General features: G+C 62.1%; 20 protein-coding genes. 14 read left to right on the top strand and 6 right to left on the bottom strand.

Annotated elements, in window-relative coordinates; genetic code table 11:
* Positions 1 to 278 precede the first annotated feature (278 nt).
* The 6 genes from QTL95_RS23545 to queF all read left to right on the top strand — a co-directional run bounded on the left by QTL95_RS23545 (position 279) and on the right by queF (position 3,695).
* The gene (locus tag QTL95_RS23545) at positions 279 to 515 is read left to right on the top strand and encodes a hypothetical protein (RefSeq protein ID WP_289722299.1); all 237 of its coding nucleotides are present in this window, start codon (positions 279 to 281) and stop codon (positions 513 to 515) included.
* 8 nt (positions 516 to 523) lie between these two features.
* Positions 524 to 1,210, top strand: coding sequence for a DUF2161 domain-containing phosphodiesterase (locus tag QTL95_RS23540; RefSeq protein WP_289722298.1), 687 nt, complete (start codon positions 524 to 526; stop codon positions 1,208 to 1,210).
* Between the two features lie 352 nt (positions 1,211 to 1,562).
* On the top strand, positions 1,563 to 1,772 hold the full coding sequence (locus QTL95_RS23535) for a cold-shock protein (RefSeq protein ID WP_289722297.1): 210 nt from the start codon (positions 1,563 to 1,565) through the stop codon (positions 1,770 to 1,772).
* A 114-nt stretch (positions 1,773 to 1,886) separates the two neighbouring features.
* Positions 1,887 to 2,069, top strand: coding sequence for a hypothetical protein (locus QTL95_RS23530; RefSeq protein WP_289722296.1), 183 nt, complete (start codon positions 1,887 to 1,889; stop codon positions 2,067 to 2,069).
* Between the two features lie 246 nt (positions 2,070 to 2,315).
* Complete coding sequence (gene emfA, locus QTL95_RS23525) at positions 2,316 to 3,230, top strand: CDF family cation efflux transporter EmfA (RefSeq protein WP_289722295.1); 915 nt, start codon at positions 2,316 to 2,318, stop codon at positions 3,228 to 3,230.
* Positions 3,231 to 3,695, top strand: coding sequence for a preQ(1) synthase (gene queF, locus QTL95_RS23520; protein WP_112432626.1), 465 nt, complete (start codon positions 3,231 to 3,233; stop codon positions 3,693 to 3,695).
* A gap of 547 nt (positions 3,696 to 4,242) precedes the next feature.
* Here the strand turns inward: queF and QTL95_RS23515 are convergent.
* Positions 4,243 to 5,040 carry a DUF2076 domain-containing protein gene (locus QTL95_RS23515; RefSeq protein ID WP_289722294.1) on the bottom strand — a complete coding sequence of 266 codons (798 nt, stop codon included), beginning with the start codon at positions 5,038 to 5,040 and terminating at the stop codon, positions 4,243 to 4,245.
* Between the two features lie 225 nt (positions 5,041 to 5,265).
* Between QTL95_RS23515 and QTL95_RS23510 the strand changes: the two genes are divergently transcribed.
* The 6 genes from QTL95_RS23510 to leuA all read left to right on the top strand — a co-directional run bounded on the left by QTL95_RS23510 (position 5,266) and on the right by leuA (position 10,547).
* Positions 5,266 to 5,850, top strand: coding sequence for an ATP-dependent Clp protease proteolytic subunit (locus QTL95_RS23510; RefSeq protein ID WP_289722293.1), 585 nt, complete (start codon positions 5,266 to 5,268; stop codon positions 5,848 to 5,850).
* A 91-nt stretch (positions 5,851 to 5,941) separates the two neighbouring features.
* Positions 5,942 to 6,670, top strand: a complete 729-nt coding sequence (locus QTL95_RS23505) for a class I SAM-dependent DNA methyltransferase (RefSeq protein ID WP_289722292.1) — start codon at positions 5,942 to 5,944, stop codon at positions 6,668 to 6,670.
* 119 nt (positions 6,671 to 6,789) lie between these two features.
* Positions 6,790 to 7,968 carry a benzoate/H(+) symporter BenE family transporter gene (locus QTL95_RS23500; protein WP_289722291.1) on the top strand — a complete coding sequence of 393 codons (1,179 nt, stop codon included), beginning with the start codon at positions 6,790 to 6,792 and terminating at the stop codon, positions 7,966 to 7,968.
* A 38-nt stretch (positions 7,969 to 8,006) separates the two neighbouring features.
* The gene (locus QTL95_RS23495) at positions 8,007 to 8,276 is read left to right on the top strand and encodes a BrnT family toxin (RefSeq protein ID WP_289722290.1); all 270 of its coding nucleotides are present in this window, start codon (positions 8,007 to 8,009) and stop codon (positions 8,274 to 8,276) included.
* Complete coding sequence (brnA, locus tag QTL95_RS23490; RefSeq protein ID WP_289722289.1) at positions 8,257 to 8,499, top strand: type II toxin-antitoxin system BrnA family antitoxin; 243 nt, start codon at positions 8,257 to 8,259, stop codon at positions 8,497 to 8,499. The genes QTL95_RS23495 and brnA overlap by 20 nt, the downstream gene beginning before the upstream one ends.
* A gap of 338 nt (positions 8,500 to 8,837) precedes the next feature.
* Positions 8,838 to 10,547 carry a 2-isopropylmalate synthase gene (gene leuA, locus QTL95_RS23485; RefSeq protein ID WP_289722288.1) on the top strand — a complete coding sequence of 570 codons (1,710 nt, stop codon included), beginning with the start codon at positions 8,838 to 8,840 and terminating at the stop codon, positions 10,545 to 10,547.
* Positions 10,548 to 10,623: 76 nt separating this feature from the next.
* On the opposite strand, the gene QTL95_RS23480 is transcribed toward leuA, so the two are convergent.
* The 4 genes from QTL95_RS23480 to QTL95_RS23465 all read right to left on the bottom strand — a co-directional run bounded on the left by QTL95_RS23480 (position 10,624) and on the right by QTL95_RS23465 (position 13,771).
* Positions 10,624 to 11,472, bottom strand: coding sequence for an anti-sigma factor family protein (locus QTL95_RS23480; protein ID WP_289722287.1), 849 nt, complete (start codon positions 11,470 to 11,472; stop codon positions 10,624 to 10,626).
* A gap of 1 nt (position 11,473) precedes the next feature.
* A complete protein-coding gene (locus QTL95_RS23475) occupies positions 11,474 to 11,974 on the bottom strand; it encodes an RNA polymerase sigma factor (RefSeq protein ID WP_289722286.1) in 501 nt (166 codons plus the stop codon).
* 169 nt (positions 11,975 to 12,143) lie between these two features.
* Complete coding sequence (locus QTL95_RS23470) at positions 12,144 to 12,704, bottom strand: tetratricopeptide repeat protein (RefSeq protein ID WP_289722285.1); 561 nt, start codon at positions 12,702 to 12,704, stop codon at positions 12,144 to 12,146.
* Between the two features lie 158 nt (positions 12,705 to 12,862).
* A complete protein-coding gene (locus QTL95_RS23465; protein WP_442981346.1) occupies positions 12,863 to 13,771 on the bottom strand; it encodes a metallophosphoesterase family protein in 909 nt (302 codons plus the stop codon).
* Positions 13,772 to 13,883: 112 nt separating this feature from the next.
* On the opposite strand from QTL95_RS23465, the gene QTL95_RS23460 reads away from it, so the two are divergent.
* On the top strand, positions 13,884 to 14,321 hold the full coding sequence (locus QTL95_RS23460) for an NUDIX domain-containing protein (protein ID WP_289722454.1): 438 nt from the start codon (positions 13,884 to 13,886) through the stop codon (positions 14,319 to 14,321).
* Positions 14,322 to 14,324: 3 nt separating this feature from the next.
* On the opposite strand, the gene QTL95_RS23455 is transcribed toward QTL95_RS23460, so the two are convergent.
* The gene (locus QTL95_RS23455) at positions 14,325 to 15,311 is read right to left on the bottom strand and encodes a glutathione S-transferase family protein (RefSeq protein ID WP_289722284.1); all 987 of its coding nucleotides are present in this window, start codon (positions 15,309 to 15,311) and stop codon (positions 14,325 to 14,327) included.
* A 63-nt stretch (positions 15,312 to 15,374) separates the two neighbouring features.
* On the opposite strand from QTL95_RS23455, the gene QTL95_RS23450 reads away from it, so the two are divergent.
* Positions 15,375 to 15,536 carry a hypothetical protein gene (locus QTL95_RS23450; protein ID WP_289722283.1) on the top strand — a complete coding sequence of 54 codons (162 nt, stop codon included), beginning with the start codon at positions 15,375 to 15,377 and terminating at the stop codon, positions 15,534 to 15,536.
* The last annotated feature ends 42 nt before the right edge of the window (positions 15,537 to 15,578 follow it).

Below are 15,578 nucleotides of genomic sequence, written 5' to 3'. Positions count from 1 at the left end.
GGGGGCGGCTCGGTTTGCCAGGCTGGTGGGTGTGATACCCCCTCTGGCCTGCCGGCCATCTCCCCCACAGGTGGGGAGATCGGCTGGGCGCGGCCGCTCGCTCCACGCTCATTGGTTGGCGTAAATCTCACCGCCAGTCGATCTCCCCCGTTGTGGGGGAGATGCCCGGCAGGGCAGAGGGGGGCCACAGGCTCGATGCATCCTTTCATCCACCCACACCATTGACATCCGCCTCCAAATCAGAACGTTTCAGGAACGATCAATCGGGAAGAATGCGCGTGTCCACTGGTGAAAAGTTTATCGTGATCCCTTACCGCAAGAACCGCGGCAACCTCGTTCCCGGCGAGATGCGGCAGGCGTCTAACCCTATCAGCGCGGAGAAGATCGCGTCGGCCATGTCGGAGCGCTTCGCGGGCGTCGCGGCCTATGCGATCACCGTCGACGAGGAAAGCGGCGACATGCTCTCGCCGCGGCTGCTCGCGCAGTTCGGCGAGATCGCCGAGCTCAATCCGTAAGCCTCGCGATGGAGACCTCGCTTTATCTGCCGGTGAAGACCTTTCTGGAGGCGGCGGGTTATGTCGTGAAGGGGGAGGTCGCGAGCTGCGATGTCGTGGGCTTGAGCGAAAGCGAGCCGCCGGTCGTTGTGGTCTGCGAACTGAAGATGTCGTTCAATCTCGAGCTTATCCTGCAGGCGGTCGACCGGGCAGCGATGGCGGATGAGGTGTGGATCGCGGCCAGGGTCTCGGCCAAGGGGCGGGGGCGCGAGGCGGACAAGCGCTATCGCGATCTCTGCCGGCGGATGGGGATCGGCATGCTCGGCATATCCGATACCGGCGAGGTCAGCATCATCGTTAGTTCCGTATCGCCGATGCCGAGGACCAACCCGAAGCGGCGGACACGGCTTGTGAAAGAACACAGGAAACGGCAGGGCGATCCGGCGCTCGGCGGCGCCACGCGCTCGCCGATCATGACCGCCTACCGGCAGCAGGCGCTGATCTGCGCCTCTGCGTTGCAACAGGGGCTGGCACGACCGCGCGACATGAAGGCCTGGGCACCGCAGGCGGGGCGGATCCTGCTCGACAATGTCTATGGCTGGTTCGACCGGCAGGGGAAGGGCGTCTATGCGCTGAACGAGGCTGGCGAGGCGGCGTTGTTGCGCTGGCCGCAGACGGTGGTGGTGGTTGGCGAAGTCGAGGAGAGCGGGGAATAGGGCGCGCGGCTGCTTTCAGCCCTAAGCCGATATCACGAAGATCACTGTCCAGGCCACATCCCGCCGTCGAGCCTCAGCTTTGCTCCTGTGATACAGCCGGCGCGCACTTGCAGGGAGAGCGATGGTTTTCCCGGCGGGTTCCGCGACCTCTTGTGGTCTCTGGAAAACTATCGGTTGACTTTCGGTCCAATGTCTCTATTTTTGGTTTTATCGATCTTTTGCTTGCCGAGCTTTGTCTACTGCGCGATTGGCACCGCGTCTATTCGAACCTTCTCTTTCAAAAATAGTCGTATCACCGTCCGCGAAGCATCGCTTCTGCGGTTCTTCACTCTATGCTTTGAAAGGGTTCATCATGACCACAGGCACAGTAAAATGGTTCAATTCCACCAAGGGCTTCGGCTTCATTCAGCCGGATGACGGCGGCGCTGATGCGTTCGTCCATATCTCTGCGGTAGAGCGTGCCGGAATGCGCGAAATCGTCGAAGGTCAGAAGATTGGCTACGATCTCGAGCGAGACGCCAAGTCCGGGAAGATGTCTGCCTGCAACCTGCAGGCTGCATAATTGAAGATGCTGTCCCATTGACCACGGATGTACTGGCAAGGGGACGCGCGTTTGAAGGGCCGGGCAATGTTGTCCGGCCTTTTCGCTTTCTACCCCGAAACCCGAGGAGGTTTCATGACCCATAGTAAATCCAGACAGCAGGCCGAAATCGCATTCGACCGCGTTCAATCGCAGTTCTTCGCACGCGGCCAGGCTGCCGAGGAACTCCAGACCGAAGAACAGGCGCGCCAGGCTAAGACTCAACGCCTTCGAGAAGCTCGGCTCGCTCGTGACGAGGCAGAGTATCAAACTCGCTGAGTTGGCTTCGCCTGCGATTTTAAGTGACGTGGCCCCTCCAGAGGTACCCGAGCGGTCGGAACACGATCGCCGCGCCTCACCCCACGCACTTCCACTTTGACAAATCCGCATTTCTGGCCCATATCCCCCGCAACAGCCGCCTGCGCGATTTTCGCGCGGGCGGTTTTGCGTTTGAATGGCGTTGTTTCTGCAATTCGTTCGCATCCGCACTCGCATTGAAGACTTGGGTAAGGCAGAGGGACAGAGATGAGCGAACAGGGGAATCTGACCGTCCGGCGGCTGGCATTCTGGGGTATTCCGATGTCGCTCGGGGTCATGGGCCTTAAGATGGTGGCCTGGTGGGTCACGGGGTCGGTGGCGCTTCTGTCCGATGGGCTGGAATCGACGGTCAACGTCGTTGCCGCCTTCATCGCCTTCTTCGTCATCCGCTACGCGCAGAAGCCGGCCGATCACGATCATCCCTTCGGGCACCACAAGGCGGAGTATCTCTCGGCGGTCACCGAGGGTGTGCTGATCGTGGTCGCGGCCCTTCTGATCGTCAACGAGGCGGTGGGGCATCTGGCCGATCCCCGCATGCTTGAGGCGCCGGTGCTGGGTCTTGCCATCAACTTCGCGGCCGGCGTGATCAACGCCGTCTGGGCGCGGCTCTTGATCACCACAGGGCGCAAGTATCGCTCGGCGGCGCTGACGGCCGATGGCCAGCATATCATGTCGGACGTCGTCACCTCCGTCGGCGTGCTGATTGGCCTGTTGCTCGCGATCGCCACCGGCTATGCGATCTTCGACCCTGTTCTCGCCATTCTGGTTGCCATCAACATCCTCTATCAGGGCTGGAAGGTGATCTCGCATTCGATCGGCGGGCTGATGGACCAGGCAGTCGAGCCGCAGGAAGAAGAAGCGATCAAGACGGCGATCGCCACGCATGCGGCCGGTTCGCTCGGCGTGCACGACCTCAAGACCCGGCGCGCCGGTGCCGTCACTTTCATCGATTTCCATCTTGTCGTGCCGGCCGCGATGTCTGTAAGGCAGGCGCACGATATCTGCGACCGCCTTGAAGATGCCATCCGCGCCGTGCATCCGGGCTCCAGCATCGCCATTCACGTCGAGCCGGAGGGCGAAAAGGCCCACGGCATCCGCGTCAAAGTCATCAAGGAGGCTTGAATGCCCAATACCGACGTCTCCAGCCTGTCCATGCTGGGAAAACAGACCGAAGCGCCGACCTCGCCGGAAGAAGCCGTGCTGGAAAAGGTGCCGTCCAATCACGCAGGCACCGATTATGTCGTGCGCTTCACCGCGCCCGAATTCACCTCGCTCTGCCCGATGACGGGCCAGCCGGATTTCGCCCATATCGTCATCGACTACATCCCGAACGAATGGCTGGTGGAATCCAAGGCGCTGAAGCTCTTCCTACACTCCTTCCGCAACCACGGCGCCTTCCATGAGGATTGCTCGATCTATATCGCCAAGCGTCTGGTCGAGCTGCTCGATCCGAAGTGGCTCAGGATCGGCGCCTACTGGTATCCGCGCGGCGGCATCCCGATCGACGTGTTCTGGCAGACCGGCAAGCCGCCCGAGGGCGTATGGCTGCCCGACCAGGGTGTCGCGACCTATCGGGGTCGCGGGTGAAGGGTGTGGACGGCGGCCGGATGGTCGCCGTTTTTGTGTGTGCGGCGAATGATGTAATTTCAGATGGTTAGAGGCGGGTGCTCCGCGTTCGACCGTCGTCCTCGGGCTTGTCCCGGGGACCTAAGCACGTCTCCACGCGTTCAACGCCAATGGACCTGCACACTGATGGCCGATACGTGCACCAAATGCTGGCTCGTCTGTGCCCCACCGCGCCGTTGCATTCATGGAGGGGTGCTTAGATTCTCGGCACAAGGCCGAGAATGACGTCGCGAGTGTGGAAATGTTACGATTTCAGATGGTTGTAGGCGGCAGCTCCTTACTCGACCGTCGTCCTCGGGCTTGTCCCGAGGACCTAAGCACGTTGCCGCGCGTTCAACGCCAATGGATTCCTGCGTCGACGGCTTATACGGGCACCAATGGCCGGCTCGTCGGCGCTCCGGCAGCACCGTCGCGTTTCTGGAGACGTGATTAGATTCTCGGCACAAGGCCGAGAATGACGTCGCGAATGGGGGACGTGTCATAATTTCAGTCGGTTAGCCTCAACGGCTCACACGTCGAAGCTGTCGTCGTTGCCGAAATCCTGTTGGTCGTCGCCGTCGTCGTAGTCCGCCTGCTGCAGGCCGTCGTCATCGGTGGTGGCGTCGTCGTCCTTGTTGTCGTCGGCCACGGTCTGCGTCTTGTCCTTGTCGTCACCGAAATAGTTGTTGATGACGGTTTCCTCGACGGGGCTGTTGCCGAGCGGATTGGCGCCCGAGGCAAGCGAGCCGAGGCCCAGCGAGGACATGTGGTTGCCGCTGAAGATGCCGCTCAACGAATTGGCGAGCAGCATGCCGCCGGCAACGCCGGCCGCGGTGCCTAGCGCGCCCTGCAGGAAGCTGCCGCCGGCCGAGGGAGCCGCGGCCCTTGCGCCCCACGGGCCGGAGGGCTGCTGCTGCATCGGGCGCGGGCCGCCGTCGAAGCCGCGGTCCTCGCGGATCTGCTGGCGCGGCGCGTTCGCGTCCGTGCTGCCCCAGGGGCCGGATTGCGGCTGTGGGGCGGGCTGCGGCGGCTGGGCGCTGCCGAAGATCGAGCTCAGGAAGCCGCCGCCCTGTTCGGCCTGGCGGTGCTCGGTTTCACCGCTTTCCAGCTGCTTGATGCGAGCCTCGAGATCCTTGATATGGCTGGCCGCCGCCTCGAGCCCCTTTTCCTGGACGATGACGGCCTGCGCCAGATAATAGGCGGCATAGGGTTGATCGCGTGTGCCCTGGTCGATCAGGGCCTCGGCGTCGCGGTCGCGCGGGGTGGTGGCGGCGGTGCGCACGCGGTCGAAGAGGGAGGTGAGCAGCTGGCGTTCTTCGGGTGACATCGCGGTCTCCTTGATGGCGGGCGGATACGAGCCTTGAGCATGAGGTAGGACCGGATCTGGGCTTTTCAAAGCCTGCGCGAGTTACATTTCGGTAAGCCGGGTTCGCGGACATTCCGGCCCTAACCATATCTTCACCCGTTCCGTGGCTTGTCTTTTTCCCGCATTGTTTTACGCATTGAGTCGCACTATGTGCGAGGAACCCGAATTTACGTGAGAGAGGTTCGAATGAACGACGAAGACCAGGACGACAAGACGAAGGAACTGCCGCTCGGCAAGGAAACGGAGGCGAACCTTTTCAAGTCGCGTTCGATCTTCATCTATGGACCGATCAACCAGGAACTGGCGCAGAAGGTCTGCTCGCAGCTCGTGGCGCTTGCCGCGGCCAGCGACGACGATATCCGCATCTACGTCAATTCGCCCGGCGGCCACGTCGAATCCGGCGATTCGATCCACGACATGATCAAGTTCATCAAGCCGAAGGTCTGGATGATCGGAACCGGCTGGGTCGCTTCGGCCGGCGCGCTGATTTTCGTCGCCGCCCCGAAGGAGCAGCGCCTTTGCCTGCCCAACACACGCTTCCTGCTGCACCAACCCTCCGGCGGCACGCGTGGCATGGCATCCGACATCGAGATCCAGGCACGCGAGATCATCAAGATGAACGAGCGCCTGAACAAGATCATGTCGGCGGCCACCGGCCAGCCCTACGAGAAGATCGCAGCCGACACCGACCGCGACTACTGGCTGTCGGCCGAGGAAGCCAAGGCCTACGGCCTGGTGTCGCGCATCGTGACGTCGCAGAGCGACATCTGATCGGATTGAGATGAGAGCGCCCTCGGCTGCCGGATGGCGGGCGGGGGCGCTTTTTTTGTTTTGTGGTAGGGCAACGATCGGGAGGAGCGAGATGCCGGATCTACATTACGAACACCCACGGCTTGCCGCGCTTTACGATCTGGACAGCGGCTGGTCGGAAGATCGGGACTTCTATGTCGCCCTGGCAGGCGAGGGCCGCAAACGCATCCTCGATCTCGGCTGTGGCACCGGGCTGATCTGCAATGCCTATGCAGCACTCGGCCATGACGTCACCGGCGCCGATCCCTCCAAGGCGATGCTCGACGTGGCGCGGCGGATGCCACAGGGCGACCGGATCGAATGGGTGCAATGTTTCGCCCAGGACTTTCATTCCGATCAACGTTTCGATCTGATCATCATGACCGGTCACGCCTTTCAGGTGCTGCTCGAGCCGGCCGACATTCGCGCCACCTTCGACGTGATGCGACGACATCTGGCTGAGAGTGGATTGATCGTCTTCGAGTCGCGCAATCCCGCAATCGACTGGCGCGCGCGGTGGGATGGCGGCAGCTTCGACTTCGAGATTGATGGCACTGCAGTTCGGGAAACACGCGAGGTGCTTTCTGTTGGTGACCAACGAATTCGTTTCGACACGCGCTATGTTTTTCCGGATGAAGTTCTGGTTTCGTCGAGTGAGCTTTTATTTCCGGATATCGATGAGATCGAGAGCCACCTCGTCGCCTCCGGTCTCCGGCTCGAAAGTGTGATGGGAGATTGGGGCGGGGGACCGTTTGATCCTGCGCATTCCGACGAGATGATCTTCTTCGCCAGGCATCCATAGCAGCATCCGCGGGCGTGGCTGCTCAATAGCTCAGAGGCGACGAATTGGGCGCGATCTGCCCTTGCGTGTTCACGGTCTCTGATGCTCCATGCGCATATTCGCGTTCACGAGTCCCCGTCATGCTCAAAGACTTTTCCGTCCAGGCCCTGTTCATGGGCGTTCTCACCGCTTTTGTTGGTTTCGCCAGTTCGTTCGCCGTCGTGCTCCATGGTCTGCAGGCGGTTGGGGCGACGGAGGCGCAGGCGGCTTCGGGGTTGATGGCGCTATCGGTCTCGCTCGGGCTCTGCGCGATCGTGCTCAGCGCCACGTCGCGGCTGCCGATCAGCATGGCGTGGTCGACGCCGGGTGGGGCGCTGCTCGCAGCCACCGGTGTGGTCGAGGGCGGGTTCAATGCGGCCGTCGGGGCCTTTATCATCTGCGCGCTGCTGATCGTTATCGCCGGGCTGTTCAAGCCGCTGGGGCGGGCTGTTGCGGCCATTCCGGCGCCGCTTGCCAATGCGATGCTGGCGGGGGTGCTGATCGGGCTCTGCTTCGCGCCGGTCAAGGCGGTCGGGTTCAATCCGCTGCTCGGGCTGCCGATCGTGCTTGCGTGGATCGTCGTCGGTGCCTTCAAGCGGCTATGGGCGGTGCCGGCGGCGCTGGCGGCTTTCGTGCTGGTCGTGGTCTTCGGGGTCGATGTGCCCGTGGGTGCGCTCGATACGGTCAAGCGCTCGCTGGTGCCGACGGTCGAGTTCGTCATGCCGGTGTTCAACCTGCCGGCCTTCATTTCGATCGCGTTGCCGCTCTTCATCGTCACCATGGCCTCGCAGAACATTCCCGGCATCGCCGTGATGAAGGTCAACGGCTACGAGACCAAGCCCGGCTCGCTGTTCGCCTCGACCGGCTTCTTCTCGCTGCTGTCGGCGCCGTTCGGCGGCCATGCGGTCAATCTGGCGGCGATCACGGCTGCCATGTGCGCCGGGCCGGATGCGCATCCCGATCCGAAGCGGCGCTACTGGGCGGTGATCGTCTGCGGCGTCTGCTATCTCATTCTCGGGCCGCTTGCGGGTGCGGTCACCGCATCCGTGGCGCTGGCGCCGCCGATCCTGATCCAGGCTGTGGCGGGGCTGGCGCTGGTCGGCGCCTTTTCCGGCTCGGCCATGGCGGCGTTCCAGGCGCCCGATACGCGGGAAGCCGCGGCCATCACCTTCCTGGTGACGGCGTCGGGCGTGTCTTTCGGGGGGATTTCCGGGGCGTTCTGGGGGCTGCTTGCGGGCGGGCTGATGATGGGCTTGCAAAGGTTGGTGCGGCGCGCGTAAAATCACCCCCGTCAGGCTTTGTCTGCGCGGGCGCGTCCATGGATTTTGAATTCGATCCGGAGAAGAGTGCGTCCAACAAGGACAAGCACGGCATCGACTTTGTCGAGGCGCAGGCGCTGTGGATGGATGCGCGGGGTGTCGAGGCACCGGTGATGTCCGCGCCGGAATTGCGATACATCCTGACCGCTCGGATCGCGGAGAAATATTGGACGGCGGTCTATACCTGGCGAGGCCATCGCTGCCGCCTTATATCCGTAAGGCGGGCAAGGGATAAGGAAATCCAACGCTATGAAGACAATCACGGCTGAAGAGTTCGACAAGAAGTTCGATGATGGCGAAGATATCAGTGACTATGTCGACTGGTCGCAGGCGCGCCGCCTCGGTGATGTTCACGAGCGTATCGATCTTGATCTGCCGATTTCGGCGGTGCTTACGCTCGATACCGAAGTCAAGCGTCTGGGGACAACGCGGCAGGCTCTGATCCAGCGCTGGATTGAAGAACGCCTTGAAGGCCTGTCCGAGCCTAGATAGAGGCCTAGCCGAGATAGAGGCTTGCCAGTCTCCCTCCCTGTCGCTATACAAGCCGCCATGAAGAGCACGGGCATCATGATTTCTGAGCAGATTGCACGCGGGCGTATCGCCTTGAGTGACAATACGCGCGCCCTGACCTCGCTTCTTCTCCTCGGCCTTACGCGCGGTTGCCGGGTCCGTTGAGGAGCGCCCGGCGGCCGAAAGCCCGCCCGGCCATCGCTCCTCGCGACTAATCCCAAAAATCGATCAACCGGACGCTTTGCGCCGGATTCGTCATCGCCAACAGGCAGGCCATGCGCTATGACCGCGGCCAGATGACGGGAATAGGAAGAGAAGACATGGACACGAAGACCCGCTCCCACGGCATGCCTGACGCGGCGATGAAATATCGCCCTTATCCGCAGGTCAACATCCCCGATCGCACATGGCCGACCAAGACGCTGACCAAGGCGCCGATCTGGTGTTCCGTGGACCTGCGCGACGGCAATCAGGCTCTGGTCGACCCGATGGGCCACGACCGCAAGGCGCGGATGTTCCAGCTGCTGCTCGACATGGGCTTCAAGGAAATCGAGATCGGCTTCCCGTCGGCCTCGCAGACGGATTTCGACTTCGCGCGCTGGTGTGTAGAGCAGGGCAACGTGCCCGAGGACGTGTCGCTGCAGGTGCTGGTGCAGTGCCGTCCGGAGCTGATCACGCGCACCTTTGAAGCCCTGGAAGGCGCCAACAAGCCGATCGTTCACTTCTACAATTCGACAAGCGAGCTGCAGCGTCGCGTGGTCTTCGCCAAGGATGTCAACGGCATCAAGCAGATCGCGGTCGACGCGGCGAAGATGATTTCCGACATGGCGGCCAAGGCCGGCGGTGGTTATCGCTTCGAATATTCGCCCGAGAGCTTCACCGGCACCGAGCTGGAAGTTGCGCTGGAGATCTGCAACTCGGTCATCGAGGTGATGAAGCCGACGCCCGACAACAAGCTGATCATCAACCTGCCGTCCACGGTCGAAATGGCAACGCCGAACGTCTATGCCGACCAGATCGAATGGATGTGCCGCAATCTCGACAATCGCGAGAACCTGATCATCTCGCTGCACCCGCATAACGACCGCGGCACCGGCATCGCCGCCGCCGAACTGGCCTTGCTGGCGGGCGCTGATCGTGTCGAGGGCACGCTGTTCGGCAACGGCGAGCGCACCGGCAATGTCGACGTGGTGACGATGGCGCTCAACATGTTCACGCAGGGTGTGGATCCGGAGATCGACTGCTCCGACATCGTGCGCATGAAGGACGTGTTCGAATATTCGAACCAGATGCCGATTGGCGAGCGCCACCCTTATGTCGGCGAATTGGTCTACACGGCGTTCTCCGGCTCGCACCAGGATGCGATCAACAAGGGCATGAAGGCGATCAAGGTCGCCAACCACCCGGTCTGGGAAGTGCCGTATTTGCCGATCGACCCGCAGGACGTCGGCCGTTCCTACGAGGCGATCATCCGTATCAACTCGCAGTCGGGCAAGGGCGGCATCGCCTATATCCTGCAGCAGGATTACGGCCTCAACCTGCCGCGCAACCTGCAGGTGGAGTACCGTGAGGAGATCCAGAGGATCACCGACGAAGAGGGCAAGGAATTGCCGTCGAAGCGGATCTACGATCACTTCATCGAGCGCTACGTGACGCAGCCGAAGGGCCGCATCAAATTCGTCGATCACCAGACCTTCGCCGATCCGGAGCGCAAGGGCGTTCGCATCGTGTCCGCCGAGATCACCGACAATGGCGTGACCAAGCAGATCGAGGGACGCGGCAACGGCCCGATCGATGGCTTCATCAATGCGCTCTCGGACTATCTCGGGGTCGAAATGGCTGTGCAGGACTATTCCGAGCACTCGCTGCAGCACGGCTCGAATGCGTCCGCCATCTCCTATGTCGAGACGTCTTACCCCGGCGGCAAGCTCTTCGGCGCCGGCATCAGCACCAACATTGTCGGTGCGTCGCTGGAAGCGATCGTCTCGGCGGCGAACCGGGTGCTTGATGTGAGGGCCGGCAAGGCCTGATATTCGGCTATGACAATTACAAAGCGGGCGTCGCATGCGGCGCCCGCTTTTTTGTGTCCGCTTCTTATTTGTCGCTTCAGATCGCGGTTGCGATCTCCATTGCCAGCTGGCTTAGCGATGCCTCGGAGGAGGGGCCGACGAGGACGTAGGTGGTGCCGGCATTGTGCCAGCTCACCAGGCCGATCTCGTCACGGATGGTTTCCTTGAAGTCATCGGTATCGGGCGACTGAAGCTGACCTTCCTTGAGGAAGGCGATCGAGACCAGGTCGCCGTCGGCGCTGGTGTAGATCAGCTGTCCGGTGGGCCGGCCTCCGGCGAGCAGCACGCGCGCGCCCTGGAAGGTCCAGCCGCTGGCGGATAGATCGGGAACGCGGAAGGCGACGCCGACGGTCGAGGTGAGCCAGGTCGAGATTTCCTCGGCCTGGGAGGCTGGAACCTCGACGATGTGGCGCGGCTGGCGGGCGATCAGGCGCTGGTAGGCGGTGACGTCGGCGAGCCAGTCGGCGGGATTGACGATGGTGTCGATCGCCTGCGGCTGCGTGCCGGTCAGGCCGTCCTGGTTGCCGGCGGCGAAATAGCCGATGCAACAGCCGACGATGAGAAGTGCCAGCGCGCCGGCGATCGCCTGCGGACCCGATGGCGTGAACTTCATGGCCGGGCGGGAGATGCGCGAGGCGACTGGCGTCTTCGGCGGCTGGACGTTCTTGATCGAACGTACCAGTGCCAGCGGCACGGGCTCTTTCAACACGTCCTCAAGGCGGTGCTTGCCGAAATCGGTGCCGGTGCGCAGCTTGTCGTAAAGCCGCCTTGCGCCTTCGTCCGTCGTCAGGCGCTTTTCCAGATCGTGCTTCTGTTCGGGCGTCGTCTCGCCGTCGAGGAGGGCGGTCAGCTGGGCGTCGAGCGGCAGTTTCTTGAAGTCGAGCAAATCAGTACCTGTGCGGGTAGTTGTCGGCGATGCTGGCAAGATGCAGTCTGGCCGCGGCGAGATGTGAGACGACGGTATCGAACGGCAGGCCCATGATGTCGGAGGCCTGCTGGTAGCTGTGGCCTTCGACCGCCACCAACAGGAAGACGCTGGCGATGCCCTCGGGCATCTCGCCGATCATCCGGTGGATCGCGTCGGTATCCATGATCATGCCTTGGCCGCCGCTTCGAAACTCGGTGACGTTGGTCTTCTGCGGGGGATGCGGCTTGCGCCGGCGGCTGTCTTCGGCCCATTGCTGGCGGGTGACGGTATAGACCCAGCTCTCCAAACGGCCTTCGCCCTTCCACTGGGCGCTCTTGGCTATGGCGCGCTGACAGACGACCTGGACGAGTTCGTCTGTCGCGGCCGCGTCACCGGCGAGCGTCATCGCGAAACGACGCAACCGGGGCAGCAATCCCACAAGGTCGCGTCTGATATCGATGGTCGTCACGGCTTGACGCATAGTCTTCCCAGATGGTGGCTAAGCAGTCGGGCGGAAGGCCCAGCATGAAAGCGATTTATATTGCCTCTGTAACACTTATGAAACAATCCGCTGATGCTTCGCAAGCATTCGTCGGCGTATCACACGGGTTCTCAAGGTTTTTCTTCGTCAGGTTGCATCGGTCCGGACTTCAGTAGGTCCGGTATCCGTTCAGCGACTGCAGAAGAGACCTGTAGGCCCATGTCTGCTCGCCGCCGCGATCGCGGATTTCGACGAGCTGGACGCGGGCGGCCTGTACGTCACCCTGTTCCACCAAAGCTTGGCCCATGTATGACCGGGCGAGAATATAATTCTCGTCGGCCTGCAGCGCCTTGCGGTAGTAGGACATCCCCAGTTCCATGCGGCCGGCCTTGCGGTTGGCGTAGCCGAGGTAATTCAGGATGCGTGGGTCGTTCTGGTTTTCGGCGAGATCGAGCACCTTCAGCGCGTTGTCATACTGGCCGGCATAGGCGAATTCGCGGGCGGCCTTGTAGAGGTCGTCGTCGTTGAAGCTGTGCTTCTTCGGCGTTACGCATTCCTTGCGCTTCTTGTCCCAGATCTTGCCATCGGCGCATTTGGTCGTGGTTTCGGTCTTGGGCGGTGGCTTGGTCTCGTCGCTCTCCTCGCCGGCGGCGAAGGCGGGCAGGGTGAAGGCAAGCGTGAGACAGCCGGCGAGCGCGAGGCCGCGAAATGTTTGGCGCGCGATATACATGCGATTGCTCCCTGAATTGACGACACAGGACGACGCAGACGCAAATGATTGTACTCGCAGTCCTTAAAATACCAAGAGGGCGGGGCGATCTTGTTTCAGGGAAGCGTCACGTTCGCGCGATGATTCAAGTGGGTGCGAAAGTGATTCCGCCGGTAGAGCTAAAGCTTGAAGATATCAGTGCTTTTCTGGATCACGCCGTCGCCTGTCTCGTTGAGGCTGAAGCGCTCGCCCTTCAATTCCCAGGCGCCCGGCGAGCCGTCGATGCTGAAAAGATTGTAGGCGGCGGGCGGCTTCATGCCGCCGGGGCCCTGCGAGGCGGAGGCGATGCCGACGACGGGCACCGGGCCGGTCTGGCCGCGAAGCCAGGAGAGCGTGTTCAGGTGCGTGTGGCCATGCAGCACGAGCTCGGCACCGCCGGTCGAGATCATGGCGCCGAAGCGGCGAATGCCGATCATCCGCTTGTGGAAGGAGGTGGCGCCGCGGATCGGCGGATGGTGAATCATCACCACGCGAAAGAGGCCGGCCTCGCCGGCGGCGCGCAGCATGTTCACCGTGTCGCGGGCCTGGCGCTCACCGAAGAAGCCGCTGGCGGCAAACGGCGGTGTGGCGACGGCCGTGGAGCAGCCGACGATGGCCACCTTGCCGCGCACGCGCAGGTACGGGAAGATATGGCGACCTTCCGGCCATTCGGCAGGCGCAAGGTCGCCACGTACGTTGGCGTACCAGGCACGCATCGATTTCTCGTAGGCGCCGGGCACGTAGGCGTCGTGATTTCCAGGAACGACCGAGGTTTTTTCGGGGTCGCCGAGCTCGGCCAGCCAGGCGGCGGCGGCGCGGATCTCGATGCCGCTCGCGAGGTTGACGAGATCGCCGGTGACGGCCAGGTGATCGGCCTCGCGCGCGGCGATGTCATCCAGCAGCAGATCGAGCGTGCTGCCGAAAAGGTGCTTGCGCCGGTTGCGATGCCAGTTCACAAAGCCTGTGATGCGTTTGGAAAAGAGTTCGCGGACTGAAAGTCGGGGCAGGGGTCCGAGATGAATGTCTGAAATGTGCGCGAGCTTGAACATGCTTGCACACATAGCCCATGATCTTTGTATTTCAAACACATCTGCTTGATCGGATTGAAGAACTGGAAAACGCTTGACGCTCAACATCCGCCCCTGGCAGTCGCGCATCCTGATGCGCATCGTGCATGTCTACTTCGCGCTGTCGCGCGGGATGACGATGGGGGTGCGGGCGGCCTGCTTCGATTCGGCGGGTCGCATCTTTCTCGTCAGACACAGCTACGTGCCGGGCTGGCATATGCCCGGCGGCGGCCTAGAGCGCGGCGAGACGGCGCAGGACGCGCTGGTCAAGGAACTCAGGGAGGAGGGGAACCTCAGGATCATCGGGCAGGCCCGGATGTTCCATGTCTATTTCAACACCGGCGCCAGCCGACGCGATCATATCGTGTTCTATCGCGCTGACGTCGAGCAGACCGCGCCGCGGGCGCCTGACCGCGAGATCGTCGAATGCGGCTTCTTCGCGCTCGATGCGCTTCCCGCGGGGACGACGGAGGCGACGTATCGCCGCCTCGCCGAACTGTCCGGCGAGGCCGAGGTTTCGCACCGCTGGTAGCGATCAGGCGGCGGCGCGTGCGTCGCGGCCGTGCGGGCGGTCGAGATCGAGCTCGGGACCGACAGGGACGATGCCGGTTGGGTTGATCGTCTTGTGGCTGCGATAGTAGTGGTTCTTGATATGGTGGAGGTTCACCGTCTCCTTCACGCCCAACGTCTGGTACAGATCGCGCAGGTAGGCGGAGATGTTCTTGTAGTCGGCGATGCGGCGGATGTTGCACTTGAAGTGGCCGACATAGACGGCATCGAAACGCACCAGCGTGGTGAACAGGCGCCAGTCGGCTTCCGTCAGCCGGTCGCCCAGGAGGTAGCGGCCCTTACCGAGGCGTTCTTCCAGCATATCCAGCGTCTCGAACAGCTTGACGACGTTTTCCGCGTAGGCGTCCTGCGTGGTGGCGAAGCCCGCCTTGTAGACGCCGTTGTTGACGGTGTCGTAGATGAGCGCATTCAGCTCATCGATATCGGCGCGGAGATCGCTCGGGTAGAAATCGAGCGTCGAGCCCGTCAGGTGATCGAAGGCGGAGTTGAACATGCGGATGATTTCCGCGGATTCGTTGCTGACGATCGTATTCGTCTTCTTGTCCCAGAGAACGGGAACGGTGACGCGGCCGGAATAATGCGGATCGGCCTTCACATAAACCTGCCAGAGGGTCTTGAAGCCGAAGAGCTGGTCGCCGGTGGCGCCGTGTCCCGTCTTGAACTCCCAGCCGTTTTCCACCATCAGCGGGTCGACCACGGAGACCGAGATCAGATCCTCGAGCTTCTTCAGCTTGCGGAAGATCAGCGTGCGGTGCGCCCAGGGGCAGGCCAGAGAGACATAGAGATGGTAGCGGCCGGGTTCGGCCTTGAAGCCGCCGGTGCCCGAAGGGCCAGGTTCGCCATCGGCGGTGATCCAGTTGCGGAACTGCGAGGCCGCGCGCTTGAAATGGCCCTTGGTTTCCTTCGTGTCGTACCAGACGTCCTGCCAGACGCCGTCAACGAGCATACCCATCGTGTTCGATCCTTCAATCCATGCGTTGATGGCTAGATATCGCAGCTGGAGCGGTTTTGCAGTGTGGCAAAGATTGAACAGTGCGTCACAACGTTTTCCAGTCGTGATTTTTCCATTGGACGCCCGATTCTTTTCCTGCTATCGGCCATTTCACCTTTTCAGGAAACCCGATTTGATGACCGCACCAAGAAACCTGCGACGACGCTGATGCTCCCGAACGCCTGACGGCGTGTTCGAGATTCCATCCATTCGCATATCCGGTTTCTT

Origin of the sequence: Rhizobium sp. S152, assembly GCF_030380735.1 — a bacterium.
In the GTDB taxonomy this organism is placed as follows: Bacteria; Pseudomonadota; Alphaproteobacteria; order Rhizobiales; family Rhizobiaceae; genus Rhizobium.
The sequence above is the reverse complement of the archived record's forward strand: the minus strand, read 5'-3'. Positions and strand labels throughout refer to the sequence as shown.